The following is a 12,595-nucleotide window of genomic DNA, read 5'->3' as shown; positions in this document are numbered from 1 at the left end:
AATTAGAGCCAAGGATCTAGCACGATCGTGCTTTTTTGACCCTATAATCGGAAAACTGGTCCGATCAACCCATCCGCGAGAATATCCATGGCGCTGCCTACCGTCCTGCAAGACCTTTCCTTACCCGTCATCGCGTCGCCGATGTTCATCGCCAGCGGCCCCGCGCTGGTCGCCGCGCAATGCAAGGCCGGCATCGTCGGTTCCTTCCCGGCGCTGAACGCGCGCCCGGCCGAGCAGCTGGACGTCTGGCTGACCGGGCTGCAGCGCGAGCTGGGCGATTACCAGGAAGCGCATCCGGACAAGAAGGTCGGGCCGATCGCCGTCAACCAGATCGTGCACCAGTCGAACGACCGCCTGGCGCATGACGTCGAGGTCTGCGTGAAGCACCAGGTGCCGATCATCATCTCCTCGCTGCGCGCGCCGCCGCAAGAGATGCTGGACGCGGTGCACGCCTACGGCGGCATCGTGATGCACGACGTGGTCTCGATCCGCCATGCCGAGAAGGCGCTGGAGGCGGGCGTCGACGGCCTGATCCTGGTCGCGGCCGGCGCCGGCGGCCATGCGGGCGCCTTGTCTCCTTTCGCGCTGGTGGGAGAGGTGCGCAAATTCTTCGACGGCCCGATCGCGCTGTCCGGCGCGATCGCCACCGGCGACGCCATCCTGGCGGCCCAGGCGATGGGCGCCGACCTCGCCTACATCGGCTCGCGCTGGCTGGCGACGAAGGAATCGAACGTCAGCGATGCCTACCGCGAGGCGATCGTGGACTCCGCCGCGGCGGACATCGTGTACACCAACCTGTTCACCGGCGTGCACGGCAACTACCTGAAAAAATCGATCGTGGCGGCCGGGCTGGATCCCGAGAACCTGCCGGTGTCGGACAAGAGCAAGATGAGTTTTGGTTCCGGCAGCGCCAAGGCCTGGCGCGACATCTGGGGCGCGGGCCAGGGTGTGGGGCTGATGGATGATGTGCCGACTGTGGCGGAGATGGTGGAGCGGCTGAAGGCGCAGTATCAGGCGGCTCGGGAGCGCTTGAGCATCAAGTGACTGTCGTTTCCGGCATTGCCGGAAACGACTTTCCGCCAGCTTTTGCACGTCATTCCCGCCTGCGCGGGAACGACGTCAAACGGCCGCAGGTAGCTCTTCCTCCACCTGCTTGTCCTCTTCCTTAATCACCCACAATCCCGGCAGGTTACGCCAGTAACCATGCGCATCCATCCCGAAGCCCACCACGAATTTGTTCGGGATGGTCAGTCCGACGATATCGGCCTGCACCGGCTTGGCGCGGCCCAGTTCCTTGTCGGCGAATACGGCCAGGATCACTTCGGCCGCGCCCATGTCGAGCAGGCGCTGCTTCACGTGGGCCAGGGTCTCGCCTTCGTCGAGGATGTCGTCGACCACGATGATGGTGCGGCCGGCCACGTTCTGGCGCGGGATCACCTTCCACACGACTTCGCCGCCGCGGTCCAGGTCGCCGTAGCGGGTCACGTGGATGTAGTCGAATTCGAGCGGGAAGCTCAGCTGGGGCAGCAGGTGGCCGGTGAAGACTACCGCGCCGCCCATCACGCCCAGCACCAGCGGGAATTCGCCGGTGGCGTCGGTATCGAAGCGCTGGTTCAGCACCTCGGCGACGTTGCGCACGGCGGCTTGCACCGTATCGGCGCTGACGAGTTCCTCGGCGCGGGCGAGCAGTTCGCGGGCGCGGGTGTAGTGAAAGTCCTGTTCTTGCATGGTTTATTGTGAGAAAAAGAATGCAACTTCGATTATCCGTCAGAATGTCCGTGGCTGTGTTCCTCTTGGTTCAGTGAGAACGCAACATCGATGTTCCAGCGCAATGACCCGACTGCGCCACATCCTGGCAGAGGGGCGTATCATACGCAGCTTGGAGAATTCACAACACATCTGCATCCTCAACATGCCAGCAAACGACACTACCGCCCAGCGCGCCGAACGCCTTGCCCAGCTGCGCGCCGCAATGGCGCGCCACCAGGTCGACGCCTTCATCGTTCCTTCCGCCGATCCCCACCTGTCCGAGTACCTGCCCGGACGCTGGAAGGGCCGCGAATGGCTGTCGGGCTTCACCGGCTCGGTCGGCACCTTCATCGCCACCGGCGATTTCGCCGGCGTCTGGACCGACGGCCGCTACTACACCCAGGCCGAGCAGGAACTGGCGGGCACCGAGATCCGCCTGATGAAGATCCCTTCGGGCGCCAGCCTGCTGCACATCGACTGGCTGGCCGAGACCATGCAGCCGGGCCAGACCGTCGCCGTCGACGCCCGCGTGCTGGGCCTGGCCGTGGCGCGCCTGCTGGAAGACGCGCTGAAGGCGCGCGGCATCCGTCTGCGCACGGACCTCGACCTGCTGGACGAGATCTGGCGCGAGCGTCCGGGCCTGCCGCCCGAACCGGTCTACGAACACGAGGCGCCGTACGCCACCATGGCGCGCGCCGACAAGCTGCATGCCGTCCGCGACGCGATGGCGAACCTCGGCGCCGAGCGCCACTTCATCTCGACCCTGGACGACATCGGCTACCTGTTCAACCTGCGCGGCGCCGACGTCAGCTACAACCCGGTATTCGTCGCCCATGCGCTGGTCGAGCCGTCCGGCGCCACCATCTTCGTCGCCGAGGGCAAGGTCCCGGCCGCGCTGCGCGAGCGCCTCGAGCGGGACGGCGTGCGCGTCGCCCCGTACGAGCAGGCGTTCCAGGCCCTGCAGGCGCTGCCCGCAAACAGCAGCCTGCTGCTCGATCCGCGCCGCGTCACCGCCGGCATGCGCGCCGCCGTGCCCGCGAACGTGCGCGTGGTGGAAGCGATCAACCCGACCACCTTCGCCAAGTCGCGCAAGCTGCCGGCGGAAGCCGACCACGTGCGCGACACCATGGAGCAGGACGGCGCCGCCCTGTGCGACTTCTTCGCCGGGCTCGAAGCGCAACTGTCGGATCCGCAGCGCGCGCCGCTCACCGAAGTCATGATCGACGAGCAGATCACGGCCGCGCGGGCGCGCCGTCCGGGCTTCGTCTGCCCCAGCTTCGGCACCATCGCCGGCTTCAACGCCAACGGCGCCATCATGCACTACCGCGCGACGCCGGAAAACTGCGCGACCATCGAAGGCGACGGCCTGCTGCTGATCGACTCCGGCGGCCAGTACCTGGGCGGCACCACCGACATCACCCGCGTGGTCCCGGTCGGCACGCCTTCCGCCGCGCAGAAGCGCGACTTCACCCTGGTGCTGAAGGGGATGATCAACCTGTCGGTGGCGCGCTTCCCGCGCGGTACCAGGGGACCGATGCTGGACGCCCTGGCGCGCGCGCCGATCTGGGCCGCCGGCATCGACTACGGCCACGGCACCGGCCACGGCGTCGGCTACTTCATGAACGTGCACGAAGGCCCGCAGGTGATCTCGCCGACCGCCATGCCGGAGCCGCACACGGCGATCGAGCCGGGCATGATCACCTCGAACGAGCCGGGCATCTACCGCCCTGGCCGCTGGGGCATCCGCATCGAGAACCTGGTGCTGGCGATGGTAGCCGATACGACCGAATTCGGCGAATTCCTCGGCTTCGAAACGCTGACCCTGTGCCCGATCGACACCCGCTGCATCGACATGACCCTGATGCGCGGCGACGAGGTCGCGTGGCTGAACGACTACCACCGCAGCGTGCGTGCGCGCCTGCTGCCGCTGGTCGACGGCGCCGCGCGCGACTGGCTCGAACTGCGCACGAAGGAGATCTGAGATGGCGGCCGGCGTCCGTTCCACCCGCGCCAGCGCCGCCGTCGAGCGCCTGAAAAGGCGCACCGGCACCACCACCTATTCGATGGCGCGTACCGGTGACGGCCACTTCTTCCTGTCCGAGAAGGCCGGCGCGCCGCCGCTGTGCCCGCCGCTGGAGCTGGACGACTTCGTGAAGTTCGTCGATGGCCTCGGACCGCAGCCCGAGAAGCGCATCACCAAGAACGATGCCGCTTTCGAAAAGCAGCTGGTGAGGAAGAAGCAGCCTTGAATCCAAGCGTCGTGCACGACCCGGTGATGACCGCGTCCGAGGTGATCCGGGCCTACTGGTCGGATGCCGAGCTGCTGACCAACGCCCTGGTGCTGCTGCACCTGCTGGGCGCGCTGCTGCTGGGCCTGATGGTCGGCTACGAGCGCTCCTATCACGGGCGCGCGGCCGGCATGCGCACCTATGGCCTGGTGTGCATGGCCTCGTGCGCGCTGACCATCATCGCCGGCTATCCGAACTCCTGGTACGGCGGGCATGGCGCCGCGGTGGCGCTGGTCGATCCGACCCGCGTGATCCAGGGCGTGGTCACCGGCATCGGCTTCCTCGGCGCCGGCGTGATCATGCGATCGGGCTTCAACATCAGCGGCCTTACGACGGCCGCTTCGATCTGGGCCTCGTCGGTGATCGGCATCATGGTCGGCGTCGGCTTCTACATGGCGGCGATGGGCCTGGCCTTTTTCTCGGCCATGATCATGATCTACCTGAACCGCGCGGTGAGCATGCTGCCCTCGCGCCAGGCGGTGGCGGTGACCTTGCGCTTCAAGCCCGGCGTGCGGCCGGAGGAAGACGTGCTGCGCAAGCAGGCCCTGGACCGCGGCTACGAGATCGCCGGCGGTTCGCTCACCATCGGCAGCGACAAGGGCTGCCAGGAGTGGCGCTTCGTGGCGCTGGCGCTGGCCAACCATGCCGGCGCGCCGCTGTCGTCGCTGGCCACGGAACTGTCGAACTTCGAAGGCGTGGACGGCTTCCTGCTCTCGCACGCCCGCAACTGATATGGAAAACAAGATGAAAGCCCAGGAAGTACTCGATTTCTGGTTCGGTCCCCCCGGCAGCGAGATTGCTGGCGGACCGCGCCGCGAATGGTTCGTCAAGAGCGACGCTTTCGACGACCAGGTCAGGCAGCGCTTCGGCACGGCCATCGACCAGGCCATCGCCGGCGGCCTGCGCGAATGGGATGCCGAAGGACCGCAAGGCGTGCTCGCGCGCCTGCTGGTGCTCGACCAGTTCACGCGCAATGCCTGGCGCAATACGCCGCAGTCCTTCGCCGGCGACACGCTGGCCCTGGCTGCCGCGCGCCAGCTGGTCGACAGCGGCGCGCACAAGGAGCTGCCGCCCCTGCAGCGCGCCTTCGTCTACATGCCCTTCGAGCATGCCGAGGATGCGTACATGCAGGAGCGCGCGGTCGAGCTGTTCACGAACCTGGCCGCCGAACACCCGGGCTTCGACGAGATGCTCGACTATGCGCACCGCCACCGCGGCGTGATCGCGCGCTTCGGCCGCTTCCCGCACCGTAACGAAATCCTCGGCCGCGCTTCGACGCCGGAGGAGATCGAATTCCTGCGCCAGCCCGGTTCGCGCTTCTGATGACAGCCACCCTGAACATCGTCGGCGGCGGCCACGTCGGCCGCGCGCTGGGCCGCCTGTTCGATCGACGCCGCGTGTTCGAGGTGCAGGATGTGCTGACCCGCTCGCAGGCCAGCGCGCAGGCGGCGGTGGATTTCATCGGCGCCGGCCATGCCGCCGCGTCGCCCGAGGCGCTGCGTCCGGCTTCGGTGTGGATGCTGGCCGTATCCGACGACCGCATCGGCGACGTGGCGCGCCGTCTGGCTGCGCGCGGCGATTGGCAGGGCGCAGTCGTGTTCCATTGCAGCGGCGCCAAGGCGTCCACCGAACTGGAGCCGCTGCGCGCCGCCGGCGCCATGGTCGCCAGCGTGCACCCGGTGCGCAGCTTCGCCGATCCGCGCCAGGTGGCCGAGGCTTTCGACGGCACCTTCTGCGGCGTCGAAGGGGACGCCGCTGCGCTCGCAGTGCTGAACCCGGCCTTTGCAGGCATCGGCGCGCGCGTGGTGGCGATCGACGCCAGCGCCAAGACCGTGTATCACGCGGCCTCGGTGTTCGCCTCGAACTACCTCACCACGGTGCTCGACGCCGCCCTGCGCGCCTACCAGGCGGCCGGGATTCCGGAGGACGTGGCGCGCGAACTGGCGCGGCCGCTGGCCACCGAGACCCTGGCCAATGTGTTCCGGCTGGGACCGGAGGTCGCGCTGTCCGGGCCGATCGCGCGCGGCGACGCCGCCACCGTGACGCGCCAGCAGGCCGCCGTCGAGGCCTGGGACCCGGCCACCGGCGTGCTCTACGAAGCCCTGGCCGGCGCGACCTGGGACCTGGCACGGCGCAAGCATGCCGGCCGGGCCTGACATTAAGCATAAGTTTTTCTTATTCATGGAGAAGGTGACATGCATCTGACCGCGTGGGCCACACTGGCCGTGCTCGGCGTCTATTTCTGGACCGGCGTGATGGCCGGCGTGGCGAGGGCAAGATACAAGGTGGCGGCGCCGAGCATGGACGGCCCCTTGCCCTTCCAGAGCGCGCAGCGGGTGCAGGCCAATACCCTCGAGCAGCTGCCGCTGGTGCTGGCGCCGCTGTGGCTGTGCGCGACTTACCTCGGCGATACCTGGGCGGCGGCCGGCGGCTTGCTGTGGTGCCTGGGACGCGTCCTGTATGCACTGGGCTATTACCGTGATCCGAGCAAGCGCGAAGCCGGTTTCGTCATCGGCATGGTGGCCTGCGGCGCCCTGGTCGCGGGCAGCGCGGTCGGTTTGCTGTTGCAATAAAGCAAAAATTCAGCATCGCTCCGTCGACAAAGTTCCCATAGTGCAATAAGCTGGGCAACCTACGACCATGGAGGATCGCATGCTGTTTTTGAAGAGTACCAGCGTTACCAAAGCGCCGGGCATTTACGAAGTCGATGTCGCCGCCAAACCGCCGGGCAAGACCTTCGGCGTCTTCCTGGCCACCGATCCCGACAATCCGCCGAATGCCGTGCTGGCCGCGCTGCAGGAACTTGGCTTCCAAAATACCTTCCAGCAGAGCTATATCCACAAAGACAAAGGCAAAGTGCTCGACCTGCACTTCCAGAAAGACGGCACCGACCTGTTCAAGGGCTGGAAGAGCGAGGAATGCAGCGGCAACCTGGCGGCGCTCGATACCTTGTTTGGTAACTTTGGTATTACCGTCACGCCGCGCGTCATGAGCTTGGCCGAGGCTTATGCTTGACCGTCGTTAACGAACCTCAATGTGATACAAAGCCCAAGGACAAGCCGCAAACCGCTGCGGCAGAGCCAGCGCGGCCATCTCCGGCACCCGGTCGGCGTCATACACCGCCCATAGCGGTCCCAGTCCCCCCAGCGGCATCGGCTTCCCATCCACATGCGTGGCGAGGATGAAGCGCCGCGCGCGCGCCTGTGCCAGCGGCAGCTCGACGTTGTAGCCGTCCACCGCGCGCAGCACCAGTACCGTCTTGTCCTCCAGCCTGGCGCCGGCGCGCGCCAGCACGTCCGTCAGCAGCGGGCCGCGCAGCGCATGCGTCTTGCCGTCGTATTCCAGGGTCGGGCGGATCGTGAGCGCCGGCAGCGCGCGCAGGGCGGCTTCGTCGAACACCCAGGCCTTGCGGAAGCTGACGCCGTGCTTGTGCATCATCTGGTCGAGCACCGGATCGAAGGGGCCGCGGTTGCTGTGGGCCAGCGCGCCGGTGACCGTCAGCAGGGCCGGTCCATCCGGCAGGGCCGGCAGGGAAGCGGCGGCGGCCCGGCCGGCGAGCGGGAAGGCGCCGGCCGCTGCCGCCGCGCCGAGGAACTGGCGTTTGTTCATGCGAAAATGTCCTGTCGATGGGATCCCGCCATCATAGCTTTCACATTGTCGTATTGTCTCGATGGACCTGTTTTCTCCTGATACCGGCCTGCAGCCGATTCCGATCGAGGATGGCGAGCTGGCGCTGCTGTCCCGGCTGCCCCTGCCGATCCCGAATGCCGAGGTCTTCGCGCGCCTGTTGCGCGAGACCGCCTGGCGCCACGAAACCATCGTCGTGTACGGCAAGCGCCACCTGCAGCCGCGCCTGACGGCCTGGTATGGCGAGGCCAGCTATACCTATTCCGGCCTGCGCCTCGAGGCACTGCCGATGACGCCGCTGCTCGAGCAATTGCGCGGCGCAGTCGAAGCCGCCACCGGCCACCGCTACAACAGCGTGCTGCTGAACCATTACCGCGACGGCGACGACAGCATGGGCATGCACAGCGACGACGAACCGGAACTGGGCCCGCAACCCGTCATCGCCTCGCTCAGCTACGGTGCCACCCGGACCTTCATCCTGCGCCACAAGCACAGCAAACGCACCGTCAAATTCGATCTCGCGGACGGCAACCTGCTGCTGATGGCTGGTTCCCTGCAGCAGCACTGGCTGCACGGCATCAACAAGACTGCAAAACCAATAGGACCCAGGCTCAACCTCACTTTTCGTTACATCGCCTAATTTATATACAACCGCTGTCAATATCGCCCATTTTATTACTGAATAACGGGTCATTTAGTAACATCTGATTACAGTTCTTACGAAATGGGCACTGACTTGAGGATTTGGCACTGTTATCTTGGCTACATCGCGATGCACTTTACATCGCGAATCAGACGAACCAGATAAAGGATGCCGAATATGAAAAAGCTCATCGTTGCACTGATCGCAGGCGCTGCCGCCATGTCCGCAGCACAAGCCCAGAACTTCACCGACAACCCGCACGCCTATGTCGGCGTCGGTGTCAGCTCCGCTAAGAACAAGCAGCTGGACGACTACAAGGCCAACGGCAAGATCTACGGCGGCTACGAATTCAACCGCACCTGGGCTGCTGAAGCCGGCTACACCGATTTCGGTACCAACACCTTCGCCAACGGCAACACCAAGGGCGACAGCTACTACGTGGCCGCCAAGGCAACGATGCCGATCAACGAGCAGTTCTCGGCCTACGGCAAAGTCGGTGTCGAACACAGCGAGCGCAAGCTGAACACCGCCGGCCTGAACCTGTCGAGCAACGATACCGGCGCCTACGGTGCCCTGGGCGTGCAGTACAAGCTGAACCAGCAAGTTGCCCTGACCGCCGAATACGAGCGTTATGGCAAGGAGAAGGATATCGGCGCCAAGTCGAACGTCTGGACCGTTGGCGCGCACTACAACTTCTAAGCCAGCACGACGCAAACCGTACACGTGGGCACGGTGTGCCCACCCTACGTAAAGAACGGGGCCTTCGGGTCCCGTTTTTTATATTGGTAGGTTCCGCTCAGAGCGGCACCCGCGCCGGCGCATGCAGCGGCGGCATCCAGGGCGGCGGCGCCAGCGGAGATTGCGGCGCATCGAAGCCGGCGGCGACGAAGCGGTGCAGCGAAGACCACGGCCACTCGGCGGCCTGCTGGCAGAAGCCGTGCCGCATCGGATTGCTGTGCACGTAGTCGATCAGGGCCGCGTACTCGTCGTCGTCGCCGACGCGGTAGTCGCGGTAGTGGCGTTCCCAGATCGTGGCGTCTGTTGCGCCGGCCAGCGCCAGTCCGGTTTTGTGCAGGGCCTTCGAAAAGGCGATCTTGACCGCGCGCCAGCGGGTGGCGCAATCGTGGTCGCCGGGAGGCAGGGTCCAGATCGCGTGGGCGTGATCGGGCAAGACTACCCAGGCATCGACGTGGAAGGGCTTGCGGATCCGCGCCTGGCGCATGGCTTCGCCAAACGCCGAGAAATGGTCCGTCAGCAAAGTGCTATTCCGGTCCAGCAGCCGCACCGTAAAAAAGTACGTCATGCCGGGAACGCGGTTATCGCGGTAACGTGTCATGAATCATCGTGGCGTGAGCCGACCTCAACGACGCCCGATTCTACACATGAGATGCGCATCGGGCCGATCCATTTCCGCGCGAAAAATTGCGGCGCGCGCACTCTGACAACAAGCTGCCAGCATTGCGCGAAACGGGGTCCGCACCGGTTTATGGGCGAAAAAAAAGCCCCCCGCAGGGAGCTTTTGTGGCGCAAATACTACTGAATCGACGCAGTTTGCTTAAGCGCTGAGCGGCTTGTAGCGGATACGCTTCGGCTTCGCGCCTTCTTCGCCCAGACGCTTCTTCTTGTCGGCTTCGTATTCCTGATAGTTACCGTCGAAGAAGGTGACTTGCGAGTTGCCTTCGAAGGCCAGGATGTGGGTCGCGATACGGTCCAGGAACCAGCGGTCGTGCGAGATCACCATCACGCTGCCGGCGAATTCCAGCAGCGCGTCTTCGAGCGCGCGCAGGGTTTCGACGTCGAGGTCGTTCGACGGTTCGTCCAGCAGCAGGACGTTGCCGCCTTGCAGCAGGGTCTTGGCCAGGTGCAGACGGCCGCGTTCGCCGCCCGACAGGTTGCCGACCACCTTCTGCTGGTCCGCGCCCTTGAAGTTGAAGCGGCCGAGGTAGGCGCGCGACGGCATTTCGAAGCGGCCGACGCTCAGCATGTCGGCGCCGCCGGTGACGTCTTCGAACACGGTCTTGTTGTTCGCCAGCTCGTCGCGGCTCTGGTCGACCAGCGACACCTTCGCGGTCTGGCCGATCACGACTTCGCCGCTGTCCGGCTGCTCTTTACCGGCGATCATCTTGAACAGGGTCGACTTACCGGCGCCGTTCGGGCCGATGATGCCGACGATCGCGCCCGGCGGCACGGTGAAGGACAGGTTGTCGATCAGCAGGCGGTCGCCGAAGGCTTTCGAGACGTTCTTGAACTCGATGACTTCGTTGCCCAGGCGTTCCGCGACCGGGATGAAGATCTCCTGGGTCTCGTTGCGCTTCTGGTATTCGTATTCGCTCAGCTCGTTGAAGCGGGCCAGGCGGGCCTTCGACTTGGCCTGGCGTGCCTTCGGATTCTGGCGTGCCCACTCTAGTTCCTTGGCCAGCGCCTTCTGGCGTGCCGATTCGGTCGCTTCTTCCTGCTTCAGGCGGGCTTCCTTCTGCTCCAGCCAGGACGAGTAATTGCCCTTCCAGGGGATGCCGTGGCCGCGGTCCAGTTCCAGGATCCACTCGGCGGCATTGTCGAGGAAGTAGCGGTCGTGGGTGATGCCGACCACGGTGCCCGGGAAGCGCAGCAGGAACTGCTCCAGCCACTCGACCGATTCGGCGTCCAGGTGGTTGGTCGGCTCGTCCAGCAGCAGCATGTCCGGCTTCGAGAGCAGCAGCTTGCACAGCGCCACGCGGCGCTTTTCACCGCCCGACAGCACGCCGATCTTCTGGTCCCACGGCGGCAGGCGCAGCGCGTCGGCGGCCATTTCCATCTGCAGGTTCAGGTTGCCGCCGTCGGCCGCGGCGATGATCGATTCCAGGCGCTCCTGCTCCTTGGCGAGGGCGTCGAAATCGGCGTCTTCTTCCGCATAGGCGGCGTACACGGCTTCCAGCTTGGCCTGCGCTTCGAAGGCTTCGCCCAGGCCGCTTTCCACTTCCTGGCGCACGGTCTTGTCCGGATCCAGCTGCGGCTCCTGCGGCAGGTAGCCGATGTTCAGACCCGGCATCGGGCGCGCTTCGCCCTGGATATCGGTGTCGATGCCGGCCATGATCTTCAGCAGCGTCGATTTACCGGAGCCGTTCAGGCCCAGCACGCCGATCTTCGCGCCCGGGAAGAAGGACAGCGAGATGTCCTTCAGAATCTGGCGTTTCGGTGGGACGATCTTGCCCACGCGGTTCATGGTGTAGACGTAATTGGCCATGTAGTAATTGAGTAATGCGTTGAGAGGACGACAGGATACTGTAAAAAATCGGGGTCAGAGCACATTTTCGGCTGCGCGTCACTCGGAAGCCGGCCTGAAAATGTGCTCTGACCCCGAATTCAGGAAATTGCTCGAAAAAGTGCTCTGACCCCGAATTAACCCCGAATCAGGCTTTTGCCGTGGCGGTCGGGCGGCGCAGCAGGCCTTCGGCTGCGAACAGGGCCAGCGCCAGCCAGATCAGCGCGAAGCCGACCAGGCGGTCGGCCGTGAAGGCTTCGTGGAAGATCCACACGCCGAGCAGGAATTGCAGGGTCGGCGACAGGTATTGCAGCAGGCCCAGCACGGACAAGGGGATCTGGCGCGCGCCCGAGGCGAACAGCAGCAGCGGGATCGCGGTGATCGGCCCGGCCGCCATCAGCAGCACACGGGTGGTGTTCGAGTCCGTGTTGATGAAGGCGTTCTGGCCGTGCATGGTCAGCCAGACGACGTAGGCGCCCGCCAGCGGGAACAGGACCATGGTCTCGAAGGACAGGCCTTCCAGTGCGCCCAGCGCCGCCGTCTTGCGCATCAGGCCGTAGCCGCCGAAGGACAGCGCCAGCGCCAGCGCGATCCAGGGTACGGTGCCGGCCTGCCAGGTCAGCCAGGCCACGCCCAGCGCGGCGACACCGATCGCCATCCACTGCGCGCGCCGCAGGCGTTCCTTCAGCAGCAGGTAGCCGAGTGAGATATTGACCAGGGGATTGATGAAATAGCCCAGGCTGGCTTCGATCACGTGGCCGTTGTTGACCGCCCAGATATAGATCAGCCAGTTCACGCTCAGCAGCAGGGCCGAGGCGACGAAGCTGCCGAACACGCGCGGCTTGCGCACCAGGTCGAGCCAGGCCCATTGCCGGCGCACGGCCAGCACGATGACCAGGAACAGCAGCGACCACAGCATGCGGTGCGCCAGGATCTGCACGGGCGGGACGTCGCCGATGGCGTGGAAATACAAGGGAAACAGACCCCAGCAAAGGAAGGCAAGGGCGGCGGACAGGATGCCGGTACTCATGGATCGTGCGGACAGGT

General features: G+C 65.3%; 15 protein-coding genes. 10 read left to right on the top strand and 5 right to left on the bottom strand.

Annotated features, from left to right (window positions below; translation table 11 throughout):
• Positions 1-87: 87 nt before the first annotated feature.
• Positions 88-1,044: an NAD(P)H-dependent flavin oxidoreductase gene (locus AC1DOQ_RS03190; protein ID WP_477360211.1), complete on the top strand. Its 957-nt coding sequence runs from the start codon at positions 88-90 to the stop codon at positions 1,042-1,044.
• Between the two features lie 75 nt (positions 1,045-1,119).
• Here AC1DOQ_RS03190 and AC1DOQ_RS03185 read toward each other — a convergent pair whose 3' ends face one another.
• The gene (locus tag AC1DOQ_RS03185) at positions 1,120-1,728 is read right to left on the bottom strand and encodes a hypoxanthine-guanine phosphoribosyltransferase (protein ID WP_477360209.1); all 609 of its coding nucleotides are present in this window, start codon (positions 1,726-1,728) and stop codon (positions 1,120-1,122) included.
• A 184-nt stretch (positions 1,729-1,912) separates the two neighbouring features.
• Between AC1DOQ_RS03185 and AC1DOQ_RS03180 the strand changes: the two genes are divergently transcribed.
• From AC1DOQ_RS03180 to AC1DOQ_RS03150, 7 genes are all read left to right on the top strand, one after another.
• A complete protein-coding gene (locus AC1DOQ_RS03180) occupies positions 1,913-3,730 on the top strand; it encodes an aminopeptidase P family protein (RefSeq protein WP_477360207.1) in 1,818 nt (605 codons plus the stop codon).
• A 1-nt stretch (position 3,731) separates the two neighbouring features.
• Positions 3,732-3,998: a hypothetical protein gene (locus AC1DOQ_RS03175; RefSeq protein WP_477360205.1), complete on the top strand. Its 267-nt coding sequence runs from the start codon at positions 3,732-3,734 to the stop codon at positions 3,996-3,998.
• A 26-nt stretch (positions 3,999-4,024) separates the two neighbouring features.
• Positions 4,025-4,768, top strand: a complete 744-nt coding sequence (locus tag AC1DOQ_RS03170) for an MgtC/SapB family protein (RefSeq protein WP_477360423.1) — start codon at positions 4,025-4,027, stop codon at positions 4,766-4,768.
• Positions 4,769-4,781: 13 nt separating this feature from the next.
• A complete protein-coding gene (locus AC1DOQ_RS03165) occupies positions 4,782-5,360 on the top strand; it encodes a DUF924 family protein (RefSeq protein WP_477360203.1) in 579 nt (192 codons plus the stop codon).
• Positions 5,360-6,193: a Rossmann-like and DUF2520 domain-containing protein gene (locus tag AC1DOQ_RS03160; RefSeq protein ID WP_477360201.1), complete on the top strand. Its 834-nt coding sequence runs from the start codon at positions 5,360-5,362 to the stop codon at positions 6,191-6,193. The genes AC1DOQ_RS03165 and AC1DOQ_RS03160 overlap by 1 nt, the downstream gene beginning before the upstream one ends.
• 39 nt (positions 6,194-6,232) lie before the next feature.
• Complete coding sequence (locus AC1DOQ_RS03155; RefSeq protein ID WP_477360199.1) at positions 6,233-6,610, top strand: MAPEG family protein; 378 nt, start codon at positions 6,233-6,235, stop codon at positions 6,608-6,610.
• Between the two features lie 79 nt (positions 6,611-6,689).
• Positions 6,690-7,052: a hypothetical protein gene (locus tag AC1DOQ_RS03150; RefSeq protein WP_477360197.1), complete on the top strand. Its 363-nt coding sequence runs from the start codon at positions 6,690-6,692 to the stop codon at positions 7,050-7,052.
• Between the two features lie 6 nt (positions 7,053-7,058).
• Here the strand turns inward: AC1DOQ_RS03150 and AC1DOQ_RS03145 are convergent, their stop codons facing one another.
• The gene (locus AC1DOQ_RS03145) at positions 7,059-7,646 is read right to left on the bottom strand and encodes a putative pterin-binding protein (protein ID WP_477360195.1); all 588 of its coding nucleotides are present in this window, start codon (positions 7,644-7,646) and stop codon (positions 7,059-7,061) included.
• Positions 7,647-7,707: 61 nt separating this feature from the next.
• Here AC1DOQ_RS03145 and AC1DOQ_RS03140 point away from each other — a divergent pair, with 61 nt between their 5' ends.
• Positions 7,708-8,304, top strand: a complete 597-nt coding sequence (locus tag AC1DOQ_RS03140) for an alpha-ketoglutarate-dependent dioxygenase AlkB family protein (RefSeq protein ID WP_477360193.1) — start codon at positions 7,708-7,710, stop codon at positions 8,302-8,304.
• Positions 8,305-8,484: 180 nt separating this feature from the next.
• Complete coding sequence (locus AC1DOQ_RS03135) at positions 8,485-9,006, top strand: porin family protein (protein WP_442123869.1); 522 nt, start codon at positions 8,485-8,487, stop codon at positions 9,004-9,006.
• A gap of 97 nt (positions 9,007-9,103) precedes the next feature.
• Here the strand turns inward: AC1DOQ_RS03135 and AC1DOQ_RS03130 are convergent, their stop codons facing one another.
• From AC1DOQ_RS03130 to rarD, 3 genes are all read right to left on the bottom strand, one after another.
• Positions 9,104-9,643, bottom strand: a complete 540-nt coding sequence (locus tag AC1DOQ_RS03130; protein WP_477360191.1) for an REP-associated tyrosine transposase — start codon at positions 9,641-9,643, stop codon at positions 9,104-9,106.
• 219 nt (positions 9,644-9,862) lie between these two features.
• The gene (gene ettA, locus AC1DOQ_RS03125) at positions 9,863-11,530 is read right to left on the bottom strand and encodes an energy-dependent translational throttle protein EttA (protein ID WP_477360189.1); all 1,668 of its coding nucleotides are present in this window, start codon (positions 11,528-11,530) and stop codon (positions 9,863-9,865) included.
• Between the two features lie 166 nt (positions 11,531-11,696).
• Positions 11,697-12,578 (bottom strand): EamA family transporter RarD, encoded by an 882-nt coding sequence (gene rarD / locus AC1DOQ_RS03120; protein WP_477360187.1) that lies wholly within the window; start codon positions 12,576-12,578, stop codon positions 11,697-11,699.
• Positions 12,579-12,595: the final 17 nt, after the last annotated feature.

It is taken from the genome of Massilia sp. 01N417 (assembly GCF_056399645.1).
Note: the sequence above shows the minus strand (reverse complement) of the source record. Positions and strands in the feature narration are given on the sequence as shown.

Coding starts and splice junctions, on each gene's coding strand:
- AC1DOQ_RS03165 (WP_477360203.1), top strand. CDS start 4,782: ATGAAAGCCCAGGAAGTACTCGATTTCTGGTTCGGTCCCCCCGGCAGC.
- AC1DOQ_RS03135 (WP_442123869.1), top strand. CDS start 8,485: ATGAAAAAGCTCATCGTTGCACTGATCGCAGGCGCTGCCGCCATGTCC.
- AC1DOQ_RS03130 (WP_477360191.1), bottom strand. CDS start 9,643: ATGACACGTTACCGCGATAACCGCGTTCCCGGCATGACGTACTTTTTT.
- AC1DOQ_RS03155 (WP_477360199.1), top strand. CDS start 6,233: ATGCATCTGACCGCGTGGGCCACACTGGCCGTGCTCGGCGTCTATTTC.
- AC1DOQ_RS03170 (WP_477360423.1), top strand. CDS start 4,025: ATGACCGCGTCCGAGGTGATCCGGGCCTACTGGTCGGATGCCGAGCTG.
- AC1DOQ_RS03175 (WP_477360205.1), top strand. CDS start 3,732: ATGGCGGCCGGCGTCCGTTCCACCCGCGCCAGCGCCGCCGTCGAGCGC.
- AC1DOQ_RS03140 (WP_477360193.1), top strand. CDS start 7,708: ATGGACCTGTTTTCTCCTGATACCGGCCTGCAGCCGATTCCGATCGAG.
- AC1DOQ_RS03145 (WP_477360195.1), bottom strand. CDS start 7,646: ATGAACAAACGCCAGTTCCTCGGCGCGGCGGCAGCGGCCGGCGCCTTC.
- AC1DOQ_RS03185 (WP_477360209.1), bottom strand. CDS start 1,728: ATGCAAGAACAGGACTTTCACTACACCCGCGCCCGCGAACTGCTCGCC.
- AC1DOQ_RS03150 (WP_477360197.1), top strand. CDS start 6,690: ATGCTGTTTTTGAAGAGTACCAGCGTTACCAAAGCGCCGGGCATTTAC.
- rarD (WP_477360187.1), bottom strand. CDS start 12,578: ATGAGTACCGGCATCCTGTCCGCCGCCCTTGCCTTCCTTTGCTGGGGT.
- ettA (WP_477360189.1), bottom strand. CDS start 11,530: ATGGCCAATTACGTCTACACCATGAACCGCGTGGGCAAGATCGTCCCA.
- AC1DOQ_RS03180 (WP_477360207.1), top strand. CDS start 1,913: ATGCCAGCAAACGACACTACCGCCCAGCGCGCCGAACGCCTTGCCCAG.
- AC1DOQ_RS03160 (WP_477360201.1), top strand. CDS start 5,360: ATGACAGCCACCCTGAACATCGTCGGCGGCGGCCACGTCGGCCGCGCG.
- AC1DOQ_RS03190 (WP_477360211.1), top strand. CDS start 88: ATGGCGCTGCCTACCGTCCTGCAAGACCTTTCCTTACCCGTCATCGCG.